Below are 24,789 nucleotides of genomic sequence, written 5' to 3'. Positions count from 1 at the left end.
GTTATGCTAAGTACTTAATCCCCCCTTATAATTTACTCCTCCTTCTTGAAATCTACTATTTAGAAAAAGCCTAACATTATACTAATTAATAGACTTCATTGATAGTTTTCTAGATGTACTAATATGATGAAGCATAATAAATTATTTAATAGTTTATTAATAATTCTAATCTTTTAATAATGAATATTTTGACAAATATCGGAACCACCTTTAGCATTTTTATCGACTTTCTTCTTCATGGAACTTGTTAAATAATTAGAAATCGACGTATTAAACAATTAAATTTCTAAATTATTGTCAACTGTTTGTGGGTTTTGGCGTGTTCTGTATAAAAATATTTGTTCTAAAATAATTTACTGATGTACTAAACGATTAAAGAATTTACATTTCTTAACCAAGTTGTAATGGAGTGTTGCATTAATTTCGAATTCTTCTAAATTCAAAATGAAAAAAGATTAAAAAACACCAACTTTTCGCTGAAGTGCGCCTCAAATGTTAGATGGTGTAAATTTGGGGTGCACTTCACGTGAAGTCGGTGTTTTAAACTTTTTAATTTCTTCTCTAGTTTAGGGCTAATTTCTTTTGTATTATTAAAATTTTCCTCTAAAAACATAAAAACCACTTTCCTATTGGTTAATTCCAACAGAATAAGTGGTTTCAGATTAGTAAAATGATTCATGATTTAAATAATTACAAATTCTTGATGAAGGATTCAGTATTAAAAGAGCTGTTTCCTAAAGAAAGTGTTCAATATTTATTTCGTAACAAGCTATAAAGCCTTATATGTTAAAAGGATTTATTATTTTGTTTGGTTGTTCATTGCCTTCATCATTTGGTTAATTTTCTTTTGTGAAGGTTTTTGTCCCATTTGAGCCATCATTACTTTTAACATTTGTTCATTAATTGGTGGATTTTTCTTTAGGTAGTTCATTGTATATTGACGAGCTATGAAAAATCCAATCGCTACACCTGCAATTAATGCTAAGATGCCGACTAGAAAGTATACCCACATTTTATTGCTTCCTCCTTAAAATCATCTAGAAACAATTTTACTAAAACTAACCAGTTTATACAAGAGCAAACTGCAATTTAATCGTTTAAATATACTTTTGATAGGCGATAGGTCGTAGCCAGCCAAATCGCTGATCCTTCACATCAATTGCAATGAATGTTGAACGAAATTTTCTTAATAGCTCAAAGAATATTGTTTCTGCCTCTAATGATCCTTCTGCATATAAAATTAGTTCGTGAGGATATAGTTTTAGCTGAGCCTTTGCCCCATCATCAAGTTCGAGAAGATACTCTCCAGTTTCCTCATAAAAGTAAATCTGTTGAGAATCAAATTTGCGAATAAATGTATGTAGCTCGAATAATGGTATTGGTTCTGTTATATATTCTAATTGTTTTTCGATTATTTTCCTTAGTTCAATAGATGAGTAATAATACTCATATACTAGTTGATATATTTTATGCTCTTTCCCATAAAATTCTATAGACAGTGGTTCTCGAATTAAAAAAATTTTATATTCCCTCATATCTTGTCCACTCCCAACAACTATCTGTAAGGAAAATTATATAAAATTCCATTCAAAATATTTGTCATTTTTAAGGAGTGAAAATCAACTAGTTTTGTCGAAAAATCTTTAATAAAGCATTATATTGAAAAAAGGTTTAGGAAATAGGAAAAGAATTTCAAATTCTTTCCCTACTTTTCCCAACTTTACCTTTTATTGTAATACTTTTTTTGCTGCTGAAACGACATGATCAACAGTAAATCCGAATTTCTCCATTAATAGGTTTCCTGGAGCAGAAGCGCCAAATGTATCGATTGAAATGACTTCTCCATCTAATCCTACATATTTATGCCAGCCGAATGAAGAACCCATTTCTACTGCTACTCGTTTCGTAACTTCTTTAGGTAGTACTGATTGTTTATATTCATTAGATTGCTTTTCAAATAAGTCCATTGAAGGCATCGAAACAACCGATGCAGAAATTCCTTCTGCCGCTAATTTTTCTTGTGCTCCTACTGCTAATTGTACTTCACTACCTGCTGCGATTAATACAACATCAATTTTATCTTGTTTAGCAGGAGAAATAACGTAAGCACCTTTAGACACTTTATTATAAATATCAGTAGTAGTCCCCTCTAAAGTTGGTAAATCTTGACGAGACAATACTAACATTGTAGGTGCGTCTTTGGCTTCTACTGCCACTTTCCATGCTGCTGAGCTTTCATTTCCGTCTGCTGGTCGAATTACATTCAGATTAGGCATTGATCTGAATGCTGCTAGTTGCTCAACTGGTTCATGAGTAGGTCCATCTTCACCAACTGCGATACTATCATGTGTAAATACATAAGTAACTGGTAAATTCATTAAAGCTGCTAAGCGAATTGCTGGTTTTAAGTAATCAGAGAAAACAAAGAATGTCGCGCCAAACGCATGAACGCCACCATGTAGAGCCATACCATTTAAGGCTGCACCCATTGCAAATTCACGTACACCGAACCAAATATTACGTCCGTAATAGCTTTCTCTCGTAAAGTCACCTTTACCATTCATATACGTTTTGTTAGACCCAGCTAAGTCAGCAGATCCACCAAAGAAACTAGGTAATACGTTTGCAATAGCGTTAATTGCTTCACCTGAAGATGAACGAGTCGCAATTTTTTTACCTACTTCATACTTAGGTAGTGCTGTTTCTAAATCTACAGTAATATTACCTTCAATCGCATTCTTTAATTGAGCTGCTAATTCAGGATATTTTTCTTCGTATTTTGCAAATGTAGCATCCCATTCTGCTTCTTTCTTTGCACCAGCTTCAACGATTACTTTATTAAAATGTGCATACACTTCTTCTGGAACATGGAATGCATTTTCATAACCCCAAGCATACGCTTGTTTCGTTAAAATCGTTTCTTCTTTTCCTAGTGGCTCACCGTGAGATTTTGATTTACCAGATTTATTTGGAGAACCGTAACCGATTGTTGTTTTCACTTCAATTAAAGTTGGTTTTGATAATTCTTCTTGAGCTTTTTGGATCGCTGAGGTAATTTCATCTAAGTTATTACCATCTTCTACGCGGATAACTTGCCATCCATAAGCTTTAAAGCGATCTTCTACACTTTCAGAGAATGAACGATTTAATTCTCCGTCTAATGAAATATCATTTGAATCATATAGAACTACTAGGCGTCCTAATTGTAAATGTCCTGCTAATGAAGCCGCCTCAGCAGAAACACCTTCCATTAAATCTCCATCACCACAAATTGAGTATGTAAAGTGGTCAACTACATTTAAGTCTTCTTTATTATATGTACCTGCTAAATGACGCTCTGCTAAAGCCATACCAACAGCCATTGCAATACCTTGTCCTAATGGACCTGTTGTAGCTTCAACACCATGTGTATGTCCAAATTCAGGATGTCCTGGTGTTTTGCTTCCCCATTGACGGAAGTTTTTAATATCTTCAATTGAAACTTCGTAGCCTGATAAATGTAACATGCTATAAAGTAACATTGAACCATGGCCTGCTGATAACACAAATCGGTCTCTGTTAAACCATTTTGAATTTTTTGGGTTATGATTCATAAATTTTGCAAATAATGCATATGCCATCGGTGCAGCACCCATTGGCATTCCTGGGTGACCAGAATTAGATTTCTCAATTGCATCAATTGATAATGTACGAATCGTATTAATTGCTAATTGTTCAATATTATTAGACATAAATTTCGCTCCTTTAGCTTATTCATAGATATTATCATATAATTTACCATGATTTATTACAATAACTAACACTTAGTTTTGACATTTTTAACAAATTCTTTCCAAGAAATAGAAAAAAGCAGAATTTTCTTCTGCTTTTTTCTGTTATTTTTAACAAAATATGAACTTTTATATTGATAAAACTTTTTAATGTAAGTTATTTTTACGCTTTGCTTTTTCATATTTTAACTTTGCAGGTGTAATGTCATTCCCTTTTTCGTCAACAATTTTAATTGAAGTTAGTTCATCGACCATACGAGAACGGAAATCTGCTAAATATTCTTTTCTTAATTGATCTTGTTCTACTTTCTCTTCAGGACTTAACCCTACTTCTTTTGACTTTTTTGATAATTCATTTATTCTATCTAAAGTTTTTTTAGTAACCATTAGTAACCTCTCCTTTATTTGTAACTTATCTATTCATTGTTAGTTCCATCACTTTGATAATTAGACGATTAATTGTATGTTCTTTCTTTGCGAGAAAGTCTAAAGTCGTGCTGTTTTACCATTGGTGTAAAAGAGCACCGCATTTAGCAGGCTATGCAAAGAAGAAAGCGATCGTTAGTCAGAGTTTGATATTCTATTCAATGTATCTCATCTTACAATAAATTGCATTAGCTTTCAATATTGGAGATTTCTTTCATATGTTCAATATACCTTCTATTAACAGTTGCCTTTGAAACGTTATATCCAAATCCTTTTAAGGTAGCTGCAATTTCCTCAAATGTTAGATCGTTTTGACGTAATCTTACAATTTCGGAAATCGGTAATTCCAACTTATCTCTACCACCTGCGTTTAAACTACCTTCTAAGTTTTTTTGAGGCTTATACCCGTTTTCAACCGCCTTTTTCATACCTCTTTTTATTTTCATATTATGAATTTTCCGTTGATATTCCTCTACAATACTTAAAATTTCTAAAACCATTTCATCACTTTCACTTAATTGAAATTGTCCATTTTGAGAAGAGGTAAATAATCTTATTCCTTCCCTTTTTAAAAAATGTAATAAAGCAATTCTTGCATGACCTCTTCCTAATCTTGTTTCATCTTGTATTAACAAAGCATCAACTTGATGCTCTTTTATAATTTGGAATAGCTGGAATAGCCCTTCTCGTTCTACTTCATACCCACTTGCCTGTTCGCCTATTGTTTCTAGAATACACATTCCCATCCGCTCACCTAGTTCGGTTAGTTCACTTATTTGTCTATGTAATGATGTTTCTTGTGAATCCTTTGCTGTACTTACTCTCGCGTAAATTATTGCATTCATTAACTGTTCCCTCCATACGAACACGAAAACTACTTTAATAAAAAATAGAACTAACGTTTGTATATCATATCCTATCATGATATAATGAAAAAAATAAAGAGGAACGTATTATCTATTTTATAGGCAAGGGGGAAATTCGAATGAACAAACTATCGAAAAGGCAAGCAGAAATTTTAGCTTATATTAAAGACGAAGTAAAAATTAAAGGTTATCCACCTTCAGTTCGAGAGATTGCTGAGGCTGTTGGTTTAGCTTCAAGCTCTACAGTACATGGTCATCTAGAGAGACTAGAACAAAAAGGCTATATTCGAAGAGACCCTACGAAACCGCGTGCAATCGAGATTCTTGGCGATACAGCTGCGGTTGTAAATGAAGTACAAGCATCATACAGTGAAATCTATAACGATATTATTAACATTCCCGTAATCGGTAAAGTAACTGCAGGTATTCCAATTACAGCAGTCGAAAACGTAGAAGAATATTTCCCTTTACCGACATCTGTCGCTCCATCTAACGAACAAGTTTTTATGCTTCGAGTAGAAGGAGATAGTATGATCAATGCTGGTATTTTGAATGGCGATCTTGTAATTGTTAAAAAACAATTCACTGCTGAAAATGGCGAAATTGTTGTTGCCATGACTGAAGATAGTGAAGCTACTGTAAAGCGCTTTTATAAAGAAAGCGACCATTTTAGACTTCAACCTGAAAATGATGCCCTGTTTCCTATTTTATTAAAACAAGTATCAATTTTAGGAAAAGTAATAGGAGTCTATCGTACATATCATTAAACTTTTTAAAAGCAATGACATATTTATGTGATTGCTTTTTGTTTTTAACAAGCATAGTTATAACAAAATAAACCAACTGACTTATTATTAAGGGAGATTTTTTAGTGAGTAAACTCGAGTGGAGAAAAAGTTTAAAAGAAATTTATTTACCAAAAAGTAAGACTAGTAAAATTAAAATACCAACCTTTAAATATATAACGATTGAAGGCAAAGGCAATCCCAATAATGATTTATTTAAAGAAAATGTCGAAGCACTTTATTCTTTAGCCTATGCCATTAAAATGTTGCCCAAAAAAGACATTGTTCCAGAAGGATACTATGAATACACAGTCTTCCCTCTTGAAGGTGTTTGGGATTTAGATAAAGAAGGTCGAAAACTAGACTATATAAATAAAGAACATCTTTTATATAAATTAATGATTAGACAACCCGACTTTGTTACAGAAGATTTAACATATATCATTTTAGATCAACTTAAACAGAAAAAGAAAAGTCCACTGCTAGCAAACGTAAAACTCGAATTGATCACTGAAGGCTTATGTGTTCAAACCATGCACATCGGAAGCTATGATGACGAGCCAAGAACTTTTAAATTAATGGAAGAGTTCTGTTTAGAGAATAACCTAGAAAGAGTGCAAAAAACACATAAAGAAATCTATATTTCTGATGCAAGAAAAACACAACCTGATAAATTGAAAACTGTTTTAAGATTTCAAGTCGAAGAACGATAGCCAAAATAAAAGAGCTTGGAAGTTCCAAGCTCTAGACATACGATCAGTCCCCTAGAAGATATCACTTTGTCATTCACTATAGCTTTCAAAATTCTTCTCTAAATCATCTCTAAACGCAATGGCTAAATAATTATCGATTATATTTCTAGTAATAGGTGATTGAAAGACTTGACTCTTATATGCCCCACCATCATATTCAATTATATCAATCTTATTTTCAACCTGTTCATTTTGTACCTCATCAAAATATTTAATACTAACTACTACCCCAGCGTCATCAATCGTAATTAATAACTCTCTTTGATTTAATAAGACCTCAATCACACTATCTTTATCAATCATAATATCAAACTCACCATTCGAAACTTCAATTTCCTTTTTTAAAGACTCCTTTAAATCAATAAAATATGATTCGAATTTCTCACACATCTTACTGTATGCCATATTTTCTGTAACAGTTTCTTTATATATTGCTTTTGTTTTTAAGATGAATTCCCTTTTAAAATCCATATTTCCACTCCTTGTAGTGATATAATTGGAGCATTTATATATTATTACTATTCATCATGCACTGATAAATAGAATAACAGGAAGAATGTATTTAAAATTTTTTTATACTGATTAGCCTAAAGTAACAAATCGTTTAATCCATCAGGACTTTTTACACGCTTTTCGTAACTATTGTGAATAATAGTAAACTTTTCAATGCAACTATGAAATGATAGGATTATTTCAATCTAAGTTTGAGAACTTGTTGAGAATAAATTTATATAGTATTGACGATGGGTATTTGAAAGTGGCTAATGAAAATTGGGGTAATAATAATATTTTTATTATTCATCTTCAAAAAATAAATTATCGATAATATCGTTTTAATCTATTAATTTAACATAAATAATTTCAGGATCTCCTTCATCCAAATTCTCGATCAATCCACTTTCAATATATCCTAGTGATTGAAAGACTTTTTGCATTTGGCTATTTGATTTGTTAGTAGATGAGAATAATTTCTTTTCTGAAAAAACTTCAACATATTTCATGAGATTTTTTGCTATACCAAGCCTCCTCGTATTTGGTGAAACAATTATTAAATCGATAAATAAATGGCCAAAGAAAAATTTATGATAAATCATAAAACCTACTATCCTTTTATTCAATTCACATACAATGCATCGATTTTCTTCAATTGATCGTTTAATTTGATTTTCCCTAATTCGACTTTCAATAATTTGAGAATCCAGAATTACGATTGATTCACAATCACTCATTTCCGCATTTCTAATTTCCACTTTCGTTCTCCTATTCTTAAATGTTTATAGTTAACTTTTCTATAAAATTCTTTCAAACCCTCTTATGTAGTAGGTTAAAATTAAAAAACCTGTATTTAGAATCATACAGGTCATTTTAAATGATTACATAACTTATAGATTTGTTGGATTGAAAAGTTTGCCCCATGTTTCTACACCAACAATTCCATCAACTACTAAATCATTTTTTCTTTGAAATTCTTTCACTGCTTTTTCGGTTAAAATTCCGAAAATCCCATCCACTTTGACGCCAATTTTTTCTTGAATTTTCTTTACTTGCACTCCCCTTGATCCTTTTTTTAAGATTCCCTTATAAGGATGTAATTCAATTTGAATAATCCTTTTATATAATCCATTTTTAATATTTGCATTATTAACCGAGATGAGCACATCTGCATAATTAGGATCTGCTGCCCATCCTGCATCAGCAATCGCTTTAAATTGTTCATTAGCAGTTTTGTATGTTTTAACTTTACTGTACCGCGGATTATTTAAAATAAAATCAACATAGCCCTGAATTGGATCATTATATTTTATATAATACCCACCTTCATTTTTAGGTCTAGCTGTTCCTCTACTACTAAGAGGTAAGCCTGGATACCACGTTTGACCTGCGATATTGTTATTTTTCTTAAAATTTTTAGACGTAAAATGTGCTGTTTCTACTTGCCATTGAGTATAAATTACTTCGGTTAACCAGCCAATTTTTTTTGAAACTTCTTGGGCATCTTGAAAATATTTAATTGTATTAGACACTATAGACTAATCCTCTCCTTAAAGTGCTTGTCCTATAAAGTATTCATTTACTCCTTTCTTCGTACTAAGGAAATAGTAGAAAAGTAATGAAAACTTCTACAATTTTTTCTATTTAAGTTTCATGAATCTATTACTCCTCTTGTGTTTAACAACTATTAAACATTTTTCATACTATAGTTAAAAACTGGAGCTGATAAAATGACTAATTGGATCTACATTTCTACATCTAACCGCCAGCTAAAACTTTTCGACGGCAACAATCTGCTTAAAACTTACCCAATCGGTGTTGGAAAAATGCTTACTCCTACTCCTACAGGTACCTATACAATTATTAATAAACATCCAAATCCAGGTGGACCTTTTGGAGTACTTTGGATGGGACTATCAGCTCCACATTACGGTATTCATGGAACTGACAATCCTGCGACTATTGGTCACTTTGTTTCACATGGTTGTATTCGAATGTACAATAAGGATGTTCTTGAGTTATCTTCAATGGTTACAATTGGTACAGGTGTCGTTATTCACCAATAAGTCTAAAACCCACAAAATCGATTTTCATAGACTAATAGGTACTTCTGTGTAAATAAATTTACAATTCCATAATGCTGCTTTATGGCTTGAATATTAAACCTAAGAAGAAAATTTAAAAACCCTTACTTTACTGTAAGGGTTTTTAGAGTGTTGAAATATAAAATGGCCAATGGGGAAAATGTACTTTAAGTGAACAGTTATTAGTCATAAAATTATCATTTTTTGATGATTAATTCTTGATTTTAAATGTGAATACTTTTGAGAATTTTTTTTATTCCAACAACACTAGTAATGTTTAACTTATAGAAAAATATCTACATTTGATTTGTTTTTAAATTAATGTTTTTATTAATTGACCTACAAATTGTTTAATAAACAACTGTTATGTTACTCTAAGTAAAGGCTTTTTGATTAGATTTTTATCGTAAACTTTTTTTGATGAATTAGTTGATTGGAATGGAGGGATGCTCGACTCCTATTGGATAAGCGGGAAGGCTGAGACCCCGCAGGCTTTGCCGAGGAGGCTAAAGAATCTCGCCCCATGGAAAGCGAGATCCTGTAATGGAAATCAACATCACTTTACTCCTTTTACGAAAATTTGATAAATTGACAAGGTTGTTTTCCAACAACGTGAAAACCCATACTCTACTGTAAGGGTTTTGGAAAATGAATTGAAAATTGAATATTACCATCAATTAATTCCACATCATGTTTTAAATGATGACGATATAAAATCGATTTTACAATCGCTAGACCTAAGCCTGTGCCTGTTAAATGTTTATTTCGAGAAGCCTCCATAACATAAAACGGTTCCCACATTTGCTTAATTTGAGTAGAATTTTTAAGATTTGTTTCATTTTTAATCTTGAATAAAATTTCCTCATTTTCCTCGTAAATCTTAATCTTAATTTCTGGGTATTTTGTATATTTAATTGCATTACTAATTAAATTATTAAATACTTTCTCAAATTGGTCACGATCTACTTCAATATTTAGTTGGTTCGTACCAATATATTCTTTTGTTAAAGTGATATTATTTTGATTCAATTCGATTTCAAAGTTTTCCAAACTAGATTCAAAAAGCTTAATTAAGTCAAATTGTTCGACATGTAATATTTCTCGTTCAATTCTTGATAACTCTAATAATTTATCGATTAAACGGTTTATTTGATCTGTTTGTCTAATGATTGTATCAACATAGGTCCCATCATCTATTCCGTCTTTTATGCCTGCAGAATAAGCTTTGATTAAAGCCAGTGGTGTTTTAAGTTCATGAGAAATATCTGATATGAACGTTTTTAAATTTGCGTTCCGTTGATTTAAATCATCATGGGCAATCCTCAATTTATCGCTCATTTCGTTAATACTTTGAGCAAGTTCTTCGATTTCATCATTAGTTGAAATTTTTGCCTTTTTAAATTCTAATTGGGCGATTTCTATTGAAATATCTTTTAACTCTTTTAACGGATCAGTTATTTTTTTTGACCAAATCCAAACCATTAAAATCAACATTAAGATCAAGAAAATCATAATATAAATTGTAAACTTATTTACGATTTGAACCGCATCACTTAAATATACAATAGAGACACCCACTACAATAAATACATTATCCTTTTGAATAAAATCGACTAAAAAACTAGATTTCAACTTACCTTGATTGTAAATTTTACTTATTCTTTTGCCACTCTTAACTTGGTTTATTGTATCTTCTGTAACCCAAAATTTATTTAAGGTTACTCTTTTTTGATATAAATTATCTCTTAATATTCCATTAAAATGGTCTAAATTTGTTTGAATTGGTTCATAAGCGATTGTTACATTATTTTCTTGTTCCAATTGATTTATGGACTGTTTAAACTCAGCCATTGGCATCTTGTTTATCTCTGTTGAAAGGTCATGCACTCTATTTTTCATCTGAAATAAATAATATTTAGGTAATAAATAAGAATTAATCATTAGATAAAAAATAAAAACAAAAAGAATACATAATGTAATTGTTATCGATATTTTTCTTCCTAATCGATTCATTTTTCTTTTATAAGACTGTATCCTAAACCTCGATGTGTTTGAATAAGATCTTCTCCTATTTTTTCTCTTAATCTTCTTATATGGGTATCCACCGTTCGATCATCTCCATCGTAATCAATCCCCCAAACATTCACTAATAAATCCTCACGTGACAAAATATTTCCGCGATTACGAACAAAACAGCTTAATAAATCAATTTCCTTTTTCGTTAAATTTAAATTTTCCTCGTTTTTAAATGCTATTTTACCTTTAAAATCTACTTTTATATTACCAATTACAATAAGATGTTCCTCTTTTAGTAATTTTTTAGCTCTAGTAATCAGGACACCAGGATGGAATGGCTTTCTTACATAATCGTCAGCTCCTTGTTTAAGAGCTAGTAATTCGTCTTCATCTTCACTTTTAGCTGTTAGCATTAAGACTTTTGTTTCCCCATTTTTCTTTATTTCTTTACACACATTCATTCCACTATTAAAAGGCATCATCCAATCTAAAATAGCTAAATCAATTTTTTCGCTATAAAAGATTTCGATAGCTTGTTCTCCGTCTTCTGCTAGGAAAACGGTATATCCTTCCTTTTTGAAATATGCCTGTAAGATCTTTAACATATCTTTTTCATCATCAGCAATTAGAATATTGATTTTTAATCCCTCCGTTCATTATGATATTTTGTCACGTTCATGTAACAAAAGGAGCTTAAACTGTTCTAGGAGGAGTGAAAACATGAGGATAATTGAAATTTTAGTCAGTGCTCTATTTATTTTATTTACAATCTTAATTGTATCAATTCATTCATAAAAGGCAGGTTATAGACATGAAATATACCATATTTCGAAGGATCGTTAGAAGATTAATAGTTTTTACGTTGATATTGTTAATTTTCCCTATTATTTTATATAGTTATTCAAAAAGTATTGAACCAAAAATGTTAGATGTAAATCAAATAACAATCACATCAAATTCCGTTTCAAAGCAAATGGAAGGATTTAAAATTGTTCAGTTTAGTGATAGCCATCTTGGTGCTCATTATACATTAAAGCAATTAAATAATGTTGTCGACCAAATTAATAACCAAAACCCTGATTTAATTGTATTTACTGGTGATTTAATTGATAACAGCGCTATATACAATAAGATAGATCAAATCCCTGCTGTACTTCAACAATTAAAAGCAAAATATGGTAAATATGCTATTTACGGTAATCATGACGTTGGAGGAGCAGGAAAGAAAATCTCAGCATCAGTTTTCATAAAATCGGGATTTACAGTTTTAGAAAATGAACAGAAAGAAATCGTCTTAAAAGATCACAGTAAACTTAATATTATTGGTTTGGATGACTATCTTTTAGGAAGACCAAATCCAGCAAAAGCATTTAAAAGTATACGAAAAAACGCCTTTAATCTCTTATTAGTACATGAACCCGATGTAGCAGAACGAATTAAAGAGTTTCCAGTTGACTTACAACTCTCTGGCCATAGTCATGGTGGACAAGTTAAACTTCCATTTCACGAAGCAATTTATACTCCGCCATTAGCAACTATTTATACTGAAGGATTATATAAAATAAATCATCATATAAAACCTTTGAACTTATACGTTAATCGGGGTATAGGAACAACTAGGCTTCCGTTTCGATTCTTTAGTGTACCAGAAATTTCAGTTTTTACTTTAACGAATAAATGATACAACCCGCAAGGAAATATGAATTCCTTGCGGGTATATAAAAATTATCTTTTATGCCAAGTTCACAAAATTTTCGTGAAGTATAAGAAATCACTTTTCAAAGAAGATGTTAGGACATTGGACTAAAATCCTTCCAGATTGTTACTGATAATAGTTCATGGGTAATGTCATTACTAAACCAAGTTTCATTCCATTCAACCTGACTTCTTTCAAATCTAGTTCGTTCTTCATATTCTTCTATACTTCTATATTTAATAAATAAATTGATGTAATAATTTTGCTCATCTTCTCTTTGCATAAAATTCATTCCAATATTTGAAGGCTCGGAATTAAATTTTGGATCTGCTGATTTTTTTAATCTTGATTTAAAATCCTCTAAAAATTTCTTTTCAAACTTATACTCAAATAAGACTGTGATCATTGTTTCATCTCTTTTCAATTATTAGTTGTCTAATAGTTAAACACTATTATAAGTATTCAATTTTATATTTATTCTTAATAACAAAACATACATAATGGATTTAATTTGAGTGGATAATAAAAGAAAAATGGAAAAGTTCTACAAGAGGTGCTTATGGAAGAAACACAATCACTGAACTCATCTGAAAATATAACTAGTCTGATTTGGAAATTATCAATTGGTTCTACATTGGCATGGGAAATCTCAAAATTTTTTGGTTCCTCACATCCCTACCTAGGTCCAGTTTCTCTTATTCTTACAATTCAATCGACAATGGACAAAACCATTAGTTTATCAATCAAGCGAGTAATTGGCACAATGATAGGAATTGTAGTTACAGTAATAATTGCAAGTTATCTAAAAGTCAACGGATGGACCTTAGGACTTTTAATTCTAATTGGTACATATATTGCTAAATATTTAAAATTTGACAAAAAAGTATTTCACCAGGTAGCTCTCACAATTCTATTTGTCTTTGCATTTGAGCATCAATCAAAGGATTATGCGATGGATCGAATGAGGGATACGCTTGTAGGCGTCTTGACTGCAGGATTAATACAGTTCGTTTGGTCTTCACTAATATCTAGAAAAAAAGGATTGAAATAGTAAAAAACATTGGCTGATTTAATCATTTTTTCAATTTTTAAGAGGATTAATTAGAATACTCCTTAAGTAATTCCTCTAATTGTTCTTCACATTATTGAAATAATTCTTTTAGTCTTTCATGTTCTCATAAAAGACGATTCTATTACCAAATGGATCACCAACCCGAACCTCTCGTGTTTTCCAAGGAGTTTCTTCGATGCCAGGGCGAGCATATTTATATTTCTTTGAAAGTAGCTTTGAATGAAGTAAGTCTAAATTTTCTACCTCAATTCGAATAGCTGCACCTGGACTACAATCTCCATGGTGCTCAGAAAGATGAATTATACAGTTGTTATAAGAAATTTGCATATATAAAGGAAAATCTTCTTCAAATCGGTGCTCCCAATCAATCTCAAATTCTAAAAATGTTATGTAAAATTCTTTTGCCTTATCTTCATCGAACATACGAAGTATAGGTGTTGGACTTTTCATAGTAATTTTTGTGGTGCTCATTTCTTTTCTCTCCTTTTCTTATTAAACTACTATCTATTACGTTCAGTTCAATTAGCTTATTTCATCAATCATTCCTTGAATTATTTTCATACTCTCAATGTCCTTTGGACGCAGCTTGCGTCCAGTACCTTTTTCATATACCTTTTTTTCTTCAAGTAACTGGTATGGATTTAGGACATTTATTGAAATACCTTTTAAATCATATTGTTGAATTGGCAAAGCATCTTTTCTCCATTCCCAGGCAGGAAAACCATTCGCTATGATTTTACCTTCTTCTGTTATCCTAACAAACACAAAACTCACTTCAACCTGATCTTTAATGAAATCCGTTTGAAGCATACTGACTGGGATTTTATTAAAACCAGCATTAACCATTGCCCATTCTAATTTTTCCCGATATTGAATGTAAGTGACTAAATCAATATCCGAGTGTTCTCGGGTCACTTTACCAAGAAGAAAATCAATTGCCCACCCTCCACGTAGCCAGAGTTGAATTGTTAGATTTAAACAAATTGTGTTTATTTCATTGAGTATACTTAATTGTTTCTCTACTAAAATGGTTTCGTTGTTGTCCAATTTCACCACACCTGTTCACTTATTATGATAGGTATCTATCTCAAACGTTTTTGGACCTTCTACAACTTATCTGTTATTTAATTAGTTGAGGTCGCCTACTAAAGACCCAAGTTTGATAAAATTACCATTACGATTACAGCAAAAACAAAAGCAAGTACCAGTGTTTTAAGCCTACTCTTCTTCTTTCCATCTTCAACGTAATAAAAATCATCATTTCCCATCAGTGCTCCCAAAACTAGATAGACTAAAAGAGATACTGGCAAAAATACAAATACCAATCTTACAAGAATTGATGCGATTGATAAAGCTTCTGCAATCCCTCCACATACACCTAAAAATACATAATCTGTATTTGATTTATATAACCTATTTCTATTCATATTATCTTCCTCTTTTTATTTATGTGTCTATCTGTCCATTTTCAACTTATTTATCAACTTCTTCACATTCACATTTGGACTCCAGCAATTAAACTTATAGTTCGTCATTGTTTCAAATCCCAATCTACTACAATAATATTTCATACCTTTTACTTGTTTCTCAGCTTTAAAATGCTGACACGTTGCGCAGCAATGGAAATCTTTCATATATCCTCCTAAGATGAAACAAAACTTTAACTTAATTACATTCTCCAACAGAATTAAAGTTCCTTTTTAGAAAGTAAAATTGGAATTAAAATAAAAAAATGAACTGCAATACACTACTCATAATATCTTCAACTTTATATTTTAATTGAATTTTTATTTTTAAAATTGAGCACAAAATCATATTTACGTGTTGTATTTTAGTTTCTTTTCAATTTTTACGGTTATTTTCTTTATAATCACAGAAAATAGTAGAGCATAGTAATTAATGGAAAAGGAGATTTACCGATGAAGCTTTGGATTACTTCTATTTTCTCTATATTAGTAGCTCTATCTACTACCTGCTCTACAGTATTTGCTGAGCCTAATCATAAGCTTGCGATAGTGATTGATGATTTTGGTAACAACATGAAAGGAACGGACCAAATGCTTTCGCTACCGATCCCATTGACAGTTGCAGTAATGCCTTTTTTACCTTCAACTAAAAAGGATGCAACTGTTGCTCATTCTAAAGGCTATGAAGTAATTGTTCATTTGCCAATGGAACCGAGAAAAGGAAAAGCAAGTTGGTTAGGTCCAAATGCGATTAAGACCAACTTAAGTGATGACGAAATTCGAAGAAGAGTTCTAGCCGCTATTGATGACGTCCCATATGCAATAGGAATAAATAATCATATGGGTTCAAAAGCAACTTCCGATGAAAGAGTAATGCGCATAGTTTTAACTGCTTGTAAAGAAAGGGGCCTATTTTTTTTCGATAGTAAGACGAATTATCGGAGCGTAGTTACTAAAATTGCAGATGAGATAGGCGTGCCGGTCATCGAAAACAAGTTATTCTTCGATGATTTATACACTTATAAACATATAGAAAAGCAAACACGATTACTATTAGAAAAAGTAAAAGTAGAACCAACTATGATAGCGATTGGACATGTTGGAGAACCAGGCGAAATTACCTCAAATGTCATAAAGGAATATATACCTAAAATTAAAGAAGAAGCACATTTTGTATTTTTATCAGAATTAGTAGAAAACCTGCCAATCCCATTGCATTAAGATGGCTGCAATAAAAATATTAGGAACCGCTATTTCGCGATTCCTATATTTTTTGATCTATTTTCGTTAAAATAATCTTCAACCTCATTTATATGATTAACAACCAATATTTTATCATTGTAATCTTTAAACTTTGAAAAAAATGTTGGTTTCCCCACTTCTTCAAAATACTTATTCCATTTAAACATCTTGAAGAATATTTTAAGTGTCGGTTGATAATTTGACTTCTCTAATTTAAGTTTTTGTAAGAAATATCTTTTAATTATTCGGTAGGTTCTAACAGAATAGCTTGTATCTAAAAAAATAATTAACTCTGCATTTTGAAAACTATTACTTACCCATTCTTCACTATGAACACCTTCAATAATCCATGTATCCGAGCGAATGAGTGTATCTAAATGGCATTCTCTTTCTTGTTCGGAACGCCTGATATCTTTATGGCCCTTTTGCCTTATCCATACAACATTATCTAACTCATAATAAGGTATATTTAGCTTTTTAGACATTTGTCTTGCTAATGTCGTCTTACCACTTCCAACTGAACCAATGATATGGATTTTCTTTGGTACTTTATCTTTCACTTAAATCACCACTTATCTTAAAACATTGATACTATCTTATTCGATTTAGTACTTTAAATGACCTTGTTACGATTTAAATCTTTCTAAATAAAAAATATCCTTGTCGATTAAATGACCAAATTTTCGTAAAAGGAGTAGAGTGATGTTGATTTCCATTACAGGATGCTCGCTTTCCATGGGGCGAGATTCTTTAGCCTCCTCGGCAAGCCTGCGGAGTCTTTAGCCTTCCCGCTAATCCCATAGGAGTCGAGCACCCCTCCATTCCAATCAACTTTTTCATCAAAAAAAGTATGCAATAAATCCTAATCAAATAGCCTTTACTTAGAGTAATCCAGCAGTTTTTATTAATCAGTTTGTAGTTCTATTAATATCGAATATTAAACTAAATTAATCAAATGAATTTGTTTTTCTATGAATAAGCTCATAATTTTTAACTTCTGAAAAAAACATGTCTAGTGTTATTGGAATCATGAAATTGCTCAAAATATTAACATTTAAAACAATTAATAAATCATCCAAAAATGATAATTTCATTATAAATAAGTTCAATTTAATGTCCGTTTTCCCTATTGACCATTTTATATTTCAACACTCTGGAATAAAAAATAGGAACTGATCTAATCAGCTCCTATTTTTTATTTAATCGTTTTGTTACCAACTAGTTTATGTAATAAGTAACATTATTTACGCCAAAATGACGTATATTCTGCTTTATCTTGAATATTGAATTCAATCATTTTCTCAAGTAATTCATAATTAACTGGGACTTTCCAAGGAATACGAAACAAACCTTTTGTAGCACTATACCCAGCCTTTGCTATTTCATCAGCAAATTGAACAATACCTTTTTCTTCAGGTGATACGCTCATATGTTGCTTCGCGGTCGAAATGCCAATGATGAATGTGCCATGATTGGAAAACATCGGCGTATTCCACTTAATTTGTGGCTCTATGCTAGGAAATTTATTCGAAATCCAATCCAAAATTTCAGCAGTTCGCTCACGGTGGTCTGGATGATCAATCCCTGCTAAATAATCTGCAAAAACTTCCATGTCCGTCCCTCCTCAATCAAAAATTATGTAGATAGATAAGACTTTAATATAAACTATATACATTTAAATCCAAACAGTCAAAGTAACTTCAAAGTATGATCATTTTCATTCGAAAACTTTTGTTCAATTATGTTTTCATTAAAAAGTCATATTATCATTCATTGAAAAAAAAGTAATAATTCCTAAAACTAAAATGATAATCAAAATTGACTGTATGCATATTCCAACAATACTGCAAACCCTTCCGGAAATTGCTAAACCTTTCCCTTTTTCATTCGTACGATTTATTTCGGCAATACTTTTTCGAGATATAAATAGACCTATTATTCCGAGTATAAAACCGATATAAGGAATAATGATCGATAAAACCCCTAAAGTTAATGAAGATATAGATTTACTATTTGTTGTTACCAATACTATTTCCCCCATGAAAGTATAATTACAATTTTATATATAATTCTATTATAATATTACACTAACAACGCTTATTTGTAATTTGGGTTAATTTCAGCATTTTATTATAAAATGTAAGAACCATTTAAATAGTATACAACAAAAAAAGGATCGAAATAATTTCCATCCTCAAATGTTTATATCTTTTTCTCTTAAATAATTTTCATAAGCTTCTTTTACCTTATCAGATTTCGGTACAATTGGGGCTACTTTTGAAAGTCTATTGCTTAAATCGTTTAAAAGATATACTCCTCTAAACAAAGTACCAGCTAAAATTCCAAAGCCTATAATTATACCAACTTCTCCTAACATCATAAGAACTATGCCTAAAATGGTTGCTAATACGATTGAAACTAACAATTTCATAGATTTGTCCCTTCCCTTGTTTTTTTCTGCCGATTTTTTTAAAACCTAAGTTCTATTTTCTTCTAATTCCCTTTTGCTTAAGAATCTTAAAAGGAATAATAAAAGTTAGATCCAAAAATGATAATATTCCCAAAGTGGCAACTAGTAAGCCGATTATAACTTTAATAACCTTTATTGACTTAAAACCTACTGAGATTAAGAGTTGAAATAAAATGTGATATACAATTACAATTAATAGACAAATAATAATTCCTTTAATACTTTCCTTCCAATTTACCTTTTTTGATTCAAAGTAATAGATAATGCTCTTACCGATTTGATAAAGTACAAGATAAATCAACACCTCTTTAATATTCATATCAAATCCACTTACGATTAAAACGGCAAATAATATTGCAATCCAAACGATAGGTTTTAATCCGATTTTCATAAATCGCTGTTTTTCTTTTTGAAAAAAAGAATACATAGGAAATTCTCCCTGGAAGATTTTTGTTATCTAAATTTCACCATAATTAATTTAATATTTTATATTTATTCTTAATTCCTATTTCAATTATGTAAGTTTCAAAGGCAAATAAGCATACTCTCCGTCCCTAATAATCTCGCACTCTTTAACAAAAATCGGATAATTAAAAATCGGTCCATCTATCACGGTAGTATGGAACTCACCACTTTCTCCGCATGGATCAATCCCTCGAGTTTCAAGTTCCTTCACAAATTCATGAGTTAACATTCTTCCTAAATCTTTTTCTTTCATTCCTAACGATAAGTTGACTGTTACCACAATCGTTTGAAAACCTCTATTTATAAACTCATCGACAGCTTCACGGTGATTCAATTCCCATAATGGCATACCGAGCTTTATTCCAACATTCTTTGTAACCTTATCATGCCAACAATCTTGAGCAGGCATATCTATGTCACCCGTTACTAATACATCTGCTCCTTGATTTTTTGCATTGTCTAATAGTTGGGTAAACACTTTTTCATATTCCTGCCAACTTGCCACCCCTGTATACACAGGTAAACCGATTGATTCAGCTTGAGCGTGTATTATTTCGGGAGGCATTCCGTGCGATCTAGAACGTTTCCCTTCCTCCTCTAGCATAACGATTAATCCAACCGCTTTCCCTACTTTCATAGCTTTATATAAAGCTAGTACACTATCTTTTCCTCCGCTAAAAGAAGTTATAAATTTACGTCCAATCGCATTATTTTTCCAGTTTACTGTTTCTACCATTCATAACTTACTCCTTTATATTAAAGTCACTAAAATTATAGGAACAATTTAATCTTAAAATTTTTCTAATGTTCTTGCAATACTACATACATTCGTTGGAAAAACCGTATGTTAATAGTAGATGATGATTGGAGCGAAACTTTTGAAGATCCAAGCTTAGAAGATTATGGTTTATTTATGTATTAGATAGTTTTGATCAAATTAACCTGCATTCGGTTAGACTATTTACTTAGTAGCAAGAAAAGACCCTATTATCAGATTAAAGGAATTGTAAAAAGAGCATTGATTTATTTCAATGCTCTTTTCTGTGTGAATTTACTATTTTTTTACATAATGAAGCATAGCAAGTTGACCTAACTTTTCTACTTTCGTTAAAGTGTATTTTTGGGTAATGTCATGACCAGTGTAAAGAGAAATTCCTTTCCCCAAAACGATTGGTGCTATCGCAAGTTGAAATTCATCAATCAAATTTTCTTTAAAAAATTCTCGAGCTAGATTCCCTCCACCAACTAACCAAATATCTTTACCAGGTTGTTGCTTTAAATCTTGTATAAAAGTTTTAATATCTTCATCTATAAAAGTAGCATATTCATCTGATCCTGTTGCAGATTTTGAAAACACATAGTTTTTATATGTACTATAAGGATACTCCATATCAAATCCACGAACGACATCATATGTTGCTTTTCCCATCATAATAGTGTCAATTCTTTCTAAAAGTGTATGATAGCCAGAGTCTCCTTCTACTTCTGTTGTTTCTAACCATTCTAACGTACCATCATTATTAGCTATATATCCATCAATTGAAGTACCAATGTATAAAATAATTTTACGTTGTTTTTCCATATTATATCTCCTATCTTTATTTTTATAAATGTTTTGTACATTACATAATCATTCATCTAGTATAATTGATTGTAACACTAATATGCTTTTGAAATAGGGGGAATCGAAATGCCTTTATCTTCTATTAAATTATATATTTGGAAACCATTTTCAACTTCACCGCCACCACCCTTTACTCCTGCTGTTTTAGTAAAACTAAATGAGCTTATATTAAAAACAGATTAAGAATCTGCGAAATATAAGCTGTTTCGTAGATTCGAAGGAGTAGACGATGAAATCTAAAATTCAATTCCTACTATCAATGGTGATCTTTGGTACGATTGGCGTATTTATAAGGTACATTGATTTAGCTTCGAGTGAAATAGCTTTATTGCGTGGTTTAATTGGTAGTTTATTTTTAATAACATACATGCTTATCGGTAAGAAAAAAATATCATGGGCATCAATAAAAAATAACATTTATATATTTTTACTTTCTAGTATTACATTGGGTGGAAATTGGATTTTTCTTTTTCAAGCTTATAAATATACGACTGTTTCTAACGCGGCACTAAGTTATTATTTTGCACCAGTCATAGTCCTGATTTTATCCCCATTAGTTCTGAAAGAAATATTATCAACTAAGAAATTAATTTGTATAGTCATAGCCATATTCGGTATGTTATTAGTAGTTGCTAGTGGTGGGCTCGGCACGGCTAGATTAGAGGATTTTATTGGGATTGGCTATGGATTATTAGCTGCTGTGTTTTATGCTTCTCTAATGTTACTCAATAAGTTTATTAAAAACATGGGTGACTTAGAAATTACACTTATCCAACTTGGAACAGCCTCATTACTTCTCATACCATATGTATTCATTACTGAAGGATTCGGGATTTTGGACGTCTCAGTTTCTTCAATTCCATTTATAATAATCCTAGGAATCGTACACACGGGCATTGGATTCTTATTATTCTTTTCAGGTATGCAAAAATTAAATGGGCAAAGTATAGCAGCATTAAGTTATGTTGATCCAATCACCTCTTTATTAATTTCAACTGTTTTCTTACATGAGAAAATGACAATTGTTCAAATGATTGGTGGGGCATTGCTATTAAGTTCCACATTTGTAAGTGAAAATCATTCATGGAGACTATCAAAACCATTTTTGAAAAAACCAGTTAAATAATAAAATAAACAGTGGAAAGCTACGGTTTCCCACTGTTTTTTATTTTAGATTATGAATTTCTGTACTTAGCGAACATTATTTCGTCATGATATTTATCTAGATCCGGCAATTTTAACTCATCGGCAATCATAAGTTCAGCTTCTCGATCATATTCCACCCTTACAAATTGGATTGAATTAGTTGAATAAGAACCATCAAGAATCGCATACGACGCTGAAGTTAAATCAAGAGAATTTCCCACACTTCCTACATTGCATAAAATTCCGTTTTTGAAAGTTTCCAAAAAGGTTGTATGTATATCTCCATAAAAGATGATATCAGGAGTCTTTTCGTTTTTATTTGAATTTGTTATCTCGCTATTTTCAAACATACTTAACCGTTTTTCAATTGGATGAAAAGGTAGAATCCTCTCAAATTCACTCCTTGGTGAAGCATGAAAAAACCTGATTAATTGTCCATTTAATTCTAGATCAATATGAAAAGGTAATGAAGCTAGAAATTGATAGTCTTTTTCTGTTAGTCGGTCTCTAAACCATTGTATAAAATCATTTTCTGCAGGTGACTGAATAAATACATCCCAATTGCCACGGACCACTTTTTCGCAATTTTTTTGAACGAGCTCTATACACGCTGATCCTTGAGGCCCCTTACCAATTAAATCACCTAAGCAAAAAATCCTCTCAATTTCTCTAGAGCGAATATCTTTTAAAACTGCTTCTAATGCAGTTTTATTTCCGTGGATATCTGAAATAATTGCTATTTTTGTCATGATGCTTCCTCCTGTTCTCAAACATTTGCATTTAACATCAAAGACCTAATCTAACTATGCCTTATAACTAGCAAACATTTATTATTATTTAAAATTGTTAAAATGAACTTATCATATTTGTTAACCATTAAAATATTCAATGTAAAAGAATATTAATCCTTCCTATTATGTTACCATAAAAGAAAAAAGGAGCTAATTTTAGCTCCTAATTTTTACGAGTTTTTCCATTAAATTTTTAATATCTATTTTAGATGAGCTATCAATCATCAGAAATGAATAGCATTGTCATTTAGATAATAATTATAATACTTTGTCATACTTACCTCTATATAATCAAACGAATTGATTAAATCTAATGCTTCTTCATTATTATCATATATTGAATCAACATTCGGTAAATTTACTATCCTATTTTTCAATGTAGGATGTGTTGCGTATTCTACTTCATGATCTCTTAAAGCCTTACCTAATGACTCCTCTATTTGCTTTTTGTAAGTTTCAACATGTTCGCGGTAAAAACTAAAGTAATTTTCAAATTGAAAACCATGAACAATTTTCTCAGTCATTTGTTCATCGATTAATCGATTAAAAACATTACCATGACTTATTAACTTGGACAATGCCTCTTTAAAATTTTCTTTTCCACACATTTTTGATGCAATATAATCAGCTCTGTACTCCATTTCTCTAGAAATTTTCATATTATATTTGTGGAAAATTTTAAGATAATACTCCATAAGTACTTTTGGTAATATCATTGGAATCGATATAAATATCGGACGACGACGACCATTGTGATTAAATAATGATGTAATATACTCTAAATACTTATTTGCACCTTTATATACAGGAAAAACGAACCTATGGAAAACTAAATCTCTTCCCGTAAAATGTGACAGTTCATGGGCAATAATCGCACGTAGTTCATTTACCGTTAATACATGAAGTAAAGGATAACTAATTGCAAGTATTCTACCTTTTGCAGTTCCATTAAAGACATTAATTTTGCCTTCGGACACAAAAAATTTTGATTTTACATGCAAAATGATCGCGTCTGGCATTTGTGAATCCATTTTTACAGAAAGTTCAGAAATTAAATCGCGAAGTTTCGGATGATCATGTGGATTAATTAATATAGCCGGCTCAAATTGTTTATTTTTAAAAAACATAGAAATAATTGCAATAAAACAACTTACCACTCCAAATATCATTCCAAAAAAAGGTAGAGCATCGAGTAAAATTAATCCAAAATATGCAAATCCTAATTCACCTAAAAATTTACCTACAAAATAATGAATGATAAAGATTAACCCACTTCCAACAAATACGATTAATCCAGTTGTAAATAAAACCATCAGATAAAAGCCTGGAACAAATAATAGTGATACAAAGATTTTCTTTTTTGATACATTTGGTTCCCTTTTAATACAATTTTCTGACAACAGATCACTTCCTTTTTATCAATAGTTCATAAATACTCCCTATCTTTAAATACATACCTTTTAAATACTAGATTTATTTAGTTTATCTACTTCTCTGTTATGCTGAATGATTCCCCAAAATAATACAATCGAAATAATAAAATCTTCTAGTTGCAAAGAATGAAACAAAAAAATGACAAGATGAAGTACTATTGCCGTTATTAATATGTATTTAATTTTAATTTTT

31 protein-coding genes are annotated in these 24,789 nt (G+C 31.0%); 7 read left to right on the top strand and 24 right to left on the bottom strand.

Annotated elements, in window-relative coordinates; genetic code table 11:
- Positions 1-799 precede the first annotated feature (799 nt).
- From BED47_RS02995 to BED47_RS02975, 5 genes are all read right to left on the bottom strand, one after another.
- Complete coding sequence (locus BED47_RS02995; protein ID WP_056476721.1) at positions 800-1,012, bottom strand: YneF family protein; 213 nt, start codon at positions 1,010-1,012, stop codon at positions 800-802.
- A gap of 85 nt (positions 1,013-1,097) precedes the next feature.
- A complete protein-coding gene (gene sirA, locus BED47_RS02990; protein ID WP_069032347.1) occupies positions 1,098-1,535 on the bottom strand; it encodes a sporulation inhibitor of replication protein SirA in 438 nt (145 codons plus the stop codon).
- A gap of 192 nt (positions 1,536-1,727) precedes the next feature.
- Positions 1,728-3,731, bottom strand: coding sequence for a transketolase (tkt, locus tag BED47_RS02985; protein ID WP_069032346.1), 2,004 nt, complete (start codon positions 3,729-3,731; stop codon positions 1,728-1,730).
- 186 nt (positions 3,732-3,917) lie between these two features.
- Positions 3,918-4,157, bottom strand: a complete 240-nt coding sequence (locus BED47_RS02980; RefSeq protein WP_069032345.1) for a DUF896 domain-containing protein — start codon at positions 4,155-4,157, stop codon at positions 3,918-3,920.
- A gap of 227 nt (positions 4,158-4,384) precedes the next feature.
- Entirely contained in the window at positions 4,385-5,041 is a 657-nt protein-coding gene (locus BED47_RS02975) for a YneB family resolvase-like protein (protein ID WP_069032344.1), read from the bottom strand.
- 140 nt (positions 5,042-5,181) lie between these two features.
- On the opposite strand from BED47_RS02975, the gene lexA reads away from it, so the two are divergent.
- Together lexA and BED47_RS02965 are read left to right on the top strand one after the other, a co-directional pair.
- Positions 5,182-5,829, top strand: a complete 648-nt coding sequence (gene lexA / locus BED47_RS02970; RefSeq protein WP_069032343.1) for a transcriptional repressor LexA — start codon at positions 5,182-5,184, stop codon at positions 5,827-5,829.
- Positions 5,830-5,933: 104 nt separating this feature from the next.
- Positions 5,934-6,560, top strand: a complete 627-nt coding sequence (locus BED47_RS02965) for a GyrI-like domain-containing protein (RefSeq protein ID WP_069032342.1) — start codon at positions 5,934-5,936, stop codon at positions 6,558-6,560.
- Between the two features lie 69 nt (positions 6,561-6,629).
- Here BED47_RS02965 and BED47_RS02960 read toward each other — a convergent pair whose 3' ends face one another.
- The 3 genes from BED47_RS02960 to BED47_RS02950 all read right to left on the bottom strand — a co-directional run bounded on the left by BED47_RS02960 (position 6,630) and on the right by BED47_RS02950 (position 8,623).
- Positions 6,630-7,070, bottom strand: a complete 441-nt coding sequence (locus tag BED47_RS02960; protein ID WP_069032341.1) for a hypothetical protein — start codon at positions 7,068-7,070, stop codon at positions 6,630-6,632.
- Positions 7,071-7,432: 362 nt separating this feature from the next.
- Entirely contained in the window at positions 7,433-7,849 is a 417-nt protein-coding gene (locus BED47_RS02955) for a GNAT family N-acetyltransferase (protein WP_254664536.1), read from the bottom strand.
- 132 nt (positions 7,850-7,981) lie between these two features.
- Positions 7,982-8,623, bottom strand: coding sequence for a glucosaminidase domain-containing protein (locus BED47_RS02950; protein WP_069032340.1), 642 nt, complete (start codon positions 8,621-8,623; stop codon positions 7,982-7,984).
- A 198-nt stretch (positions 8,624-8,821) separates the two neighbouring features.
- On the opposite strand from BED47_RS02950, the gene BED47_RS02945 reads away from it, so the two are divergent.
- Complete coding sequence (locus BED47_RS02945; protein ID WP_069032339.1) at positions 8,822-9,157, top strand: L,D-transpeptidase; 336 nt, start codon at positions 8,822-8,824, stop codon at positions 9,155-9,157.
- A gap of 645 nt (positions 9,158-9,802) precedes the next feature.
- Here BED47_RS02945 and BED47_RS02940 read toward each other — a convergent pair.
- Both BED47_RS02940 and BED47_RS02935 read right to left on the bottom strand, forming a co-directional pair.
- On the bottom strand, positions 9,803-11,032 hold the full coding sequence (locus BED47_RS02940; RefSeq protein ID WP_175403439.1) for a sensor histidine kinase: 1,230 nt from the start codon (positions 11,030-11,032) through the stop codon (positions 9,803-9,805).
- A 152-nt stretch (positions 11,033-11,184) separates the two neighbouring features.
- Positions 11,185-11,829 (bottom strand): response regulator transcription factor, encoded by a 645-nt coding sequence (locus tag BED47_RS02935; RefSeq protein WP_069032337.1) that lies wholly within the window; start codon positions 11,827-11,829, stop codon positions 11,185-11,187.
- A gap of 173 nt (positions 11,830-12,002) precedes the next feature.
- Here BED47_RS02935 and BED47_RS02930 point away from each other — a divergent pair, with 173 nt between their 5' ends.
- Entirely contained in the window at positions 12,003-12,872 is an 870-nt protein-coding gene (locus BED47_RS02930; protein WP_069032336.1) for a metallophosphoesterase, read from the top strand.
- Between the two features lie 109 nt (positions 12,873-12,981).
- Here BED47_RS02930 and BED47_RS02925 read toward each other — a convergent pair whose 3' ends face one another.
- Complete coding sequence (locus tag BED47_RS02925) at positions 12,982-13,293, bottom strand: hypothetical protein (RefSeq protein ID WP_069032335.1); 312 nt, start codon at positions 13,291-13,293, stop codon at positions 12,982-12,984.
- 153 nt (positions 13,294-13,446) lie between these two features.
- On the opposite strand from BED47_RS02925, the gene BED47_RS02920 reads away from it, so the two are divergent.
- Positions 13,447-13,938 (top strand): FUSC family protein, encoded by a 492-nt coding sequence (locus tag BED47_RS02920; RefSeq protein WP_069032334.1) that lies wholly within the window; start codon positions 13,447-13,449, stop codon positions 13,936-13,938.
- A gap of 108 nt (positions 13,939-14,046) precedes the next feature.
- Here BED47_RS02920 and BED47_RS02915 read toward each other — a convergent pair whose 3' ends face one another.
- The 4 genes from BED47_RS02915 to BED47_RS02900 form a co-directional block, all read right to left on the bottom strand.
- Positions 14,047-14,430, bottom strand: coding sequence for a glyoxalase superfamily protein (locus BED47_RS02915; RefSeq protein ID WP_069032333.1), 384 nt, complete (start codon positions 14,428-14,430; stop codon positions 14,047-14,049).
- A gap of 51 nt (positions 14,431-14,481) precedes the next feature.
- Positions 14,482-15,012 carry a nucleotidyltransferase domain-containing protein gene (locus BED47_RS02910; protein WP_254664545.1) on the bottom strand — a complete coding sequence of 177 codons (531 nt, stop codon included), beginning with the start codon at positions 15,010-15,012 and terminating at the stop codon, positions 14,482-14,484.
- A gap of 92 nt (positions 15,013-15,104) precedes the next feature.
- A complete protein-coding gene (locus BED47_RS02905; protein ID WP_069032331.1) occupies positions 15,105-15,386 on the bottom strand; it encodes a PspC domain-containing protein in 282 nt (93 codons plus the stop codon).
- Between the two features lie 27 nt (positions 15,387-15,413).
- Positions 15,414-15,593, bottom strand: a complete 180-nt coding sequence (locus tag BED47_RS02900) for a hypothetical protein (protein WP_069032330.1) — start codon at positions 15,591-15,593, stop codon at positions 15,414-15,416.
- Positions 15,594-15,878: 285 nt separating this feature from the next.
- Here BED47_RS02900 and BED47_RS02895 point away from each other — a divergent pair, with 285 nt between their 5' ends.
- Complete coding sequence (locus BED47_RS02895) at positions 15,879-16,646, top strand: divergent polysaccharide deacetylase family protein (RefSeq protein WP_069032329.1); 768 nt, start codon at positions 15,879-15,881, stop codon at positions 16,644-16,646.
- A gap of 29 nt (positions 16,647-16,675) precedes the next feature.
- Here the strand turns inward: BED47_RS02895 and BED47_RS02890 are convergent, their stop codons facing one another.
- The 7 genes from BED47_RS02890 to BED47_RS02860 all read right to left on the bottom strand — a co-directional run bounded on the left by BED47_RS02890 (position 16,676) and on the right by BED47_RS02860 (position 21,184).
- A complete protein-coding gene (locus tag BED47_RS02890) occupies positions 16,676-17,227 on the bottom strand; it encodes an AAA family ATPase (RefSeq protein ID WP_069032328.1) in 552 nt (183 codons plus the stop codon).
- A gap of 680 nt (positions 17,228-17,907) precedes the next feature.
- Positions 17,908-18,279, bottom strand: coding sequence for an iron chaperone (locus BED47_RS02885; protein WP_069032327.1), 372 nt, complete (start codon positions 18,277-18,279; stop codon positions 17,908-17,910).
- 138 nt (positions 18,280-18,417) lie between these two features.
- The gene (locus BED47_RS02880) at positions 18,418-18,693 is read right to left on the bottom strand and encodes a DUF4190 domain-containing protein (protein WP_254664535.1); all 276 of its coding nucleotides are present in this window, start codon (positions 18,691-18,693) and stop codon (positions 18,418-18,420) included.
- A gap of 168 nt (positions 18,694-18,861) precedes the next feature.
- Positions 18,862-19,098, bottom strand: a complete 237-nt coding sequence (locus BED47_RS02875; protein ID WP_069032325.1) for a hypothetical protein — start codon at positions 19,096-19,098, stop codon at positions 18,862-18,864.
- 52 nt (positions 19,099-19,150) lie between these two features.
- The gene (locus tag BED47_RS02870; RefSeq protein WP_069032324.1) at positions 19,151-19,564 is read right to left on the bottom strand and encodes a hypothetical protein; all 414 of its coding nucleotides are present in this window, start codon (positions 19,562-19,564) and stop codon (positions 19,151-19,153) included.
- A gap of 87 nt (positions 19,565-19,651) precedes the next feature.
- Entirely contained in the window at positions 19,652-20,338 is a 687-nt protein-coding gene (locus BED47_RS02865) for a diphthine--ammonia ligase (protein WP_069032323.1), read from the bottom strand.
- Positions 20,339-20,656: 318 nt separating this feature from the next.
- Positions 20,657-21,184 carry a dihydrofolate reductase family protein gene (locus BED47_RS02860; RefSeq protein WP_069032322.1) on the bottom strand — a complete coding sequence of 176 codons (528 nt, stop codon included), beginning with the start codon at positions 21,182-21,184 and terminating at the stop codon, positions 20,657-20,659.
- 271 nt (positions 21,185-21,455) lie between these two features.
- Here BED47_RS02860 and BED47_RS02855 point away from each other — a divergent pair, with 271 nt between their 5' ends.
- On the top strand, positions 21,456-22,352 hold the full coding sequence (locus tag BED47_RS02855; RefSeq protein WP_069032321.1) for a DMT family transporter: 897 nt from the start codon (positions 21,456-21,458) through the stop codon (positions 22,350-22,352).
- A gap of 49 nt (positions 22,353-22,401) precedes the next feature.
- Here the strand turns inward: BED47_RS02855 and BED47_RS02850 are convergent, their stop codons facing one another.
- Together BED47_RS02850 and BED47_RS02845 are read right to left on the bottom strand one after the other, a co-directional pair.
- Positions 22,402-23,121 (bottom strand): metallophosphoesterase family protein, encoded by a 720-nt coding sequence (locus tag BED47_RS02850; protein ID WP_069032320.1) that lies wholly within the window; start codon positions 23,119-23,121, stop codon positions 22,402-22,404.
- A 266-nt stretch (positions 23,122-23,387) separates the two neighbouring features.
- The gene (locus tag BED47_RS02845) at positions 23,388-24,563 is read right to left on the bottom strand and encodes a M48 family metallopeptidase (RefSeq protein WP_069032319.1); all 1,176 of its coding nucleotides are present in this window, start codon (positions 24,561-24,563) and stop codon (positions 23,388-23,390) included.
- Positions 24,564-24,789 lie beyond the last annotated feature (226 nt).

This window comes from Gottfriedia luciferensis (assembly GCF_001712755.1).
GTDB classification, from domain to species: Bacteria; Bacillota; Bacilli; order Bacillales; family Bacillaceae_G; genus Gottfriedia; species Gottfriedia luciferensis_B.
Note: the sequence above shows the minus strand (reverse complement) of the source record. Positions and strands in the feature narration are given on the sequence as shown.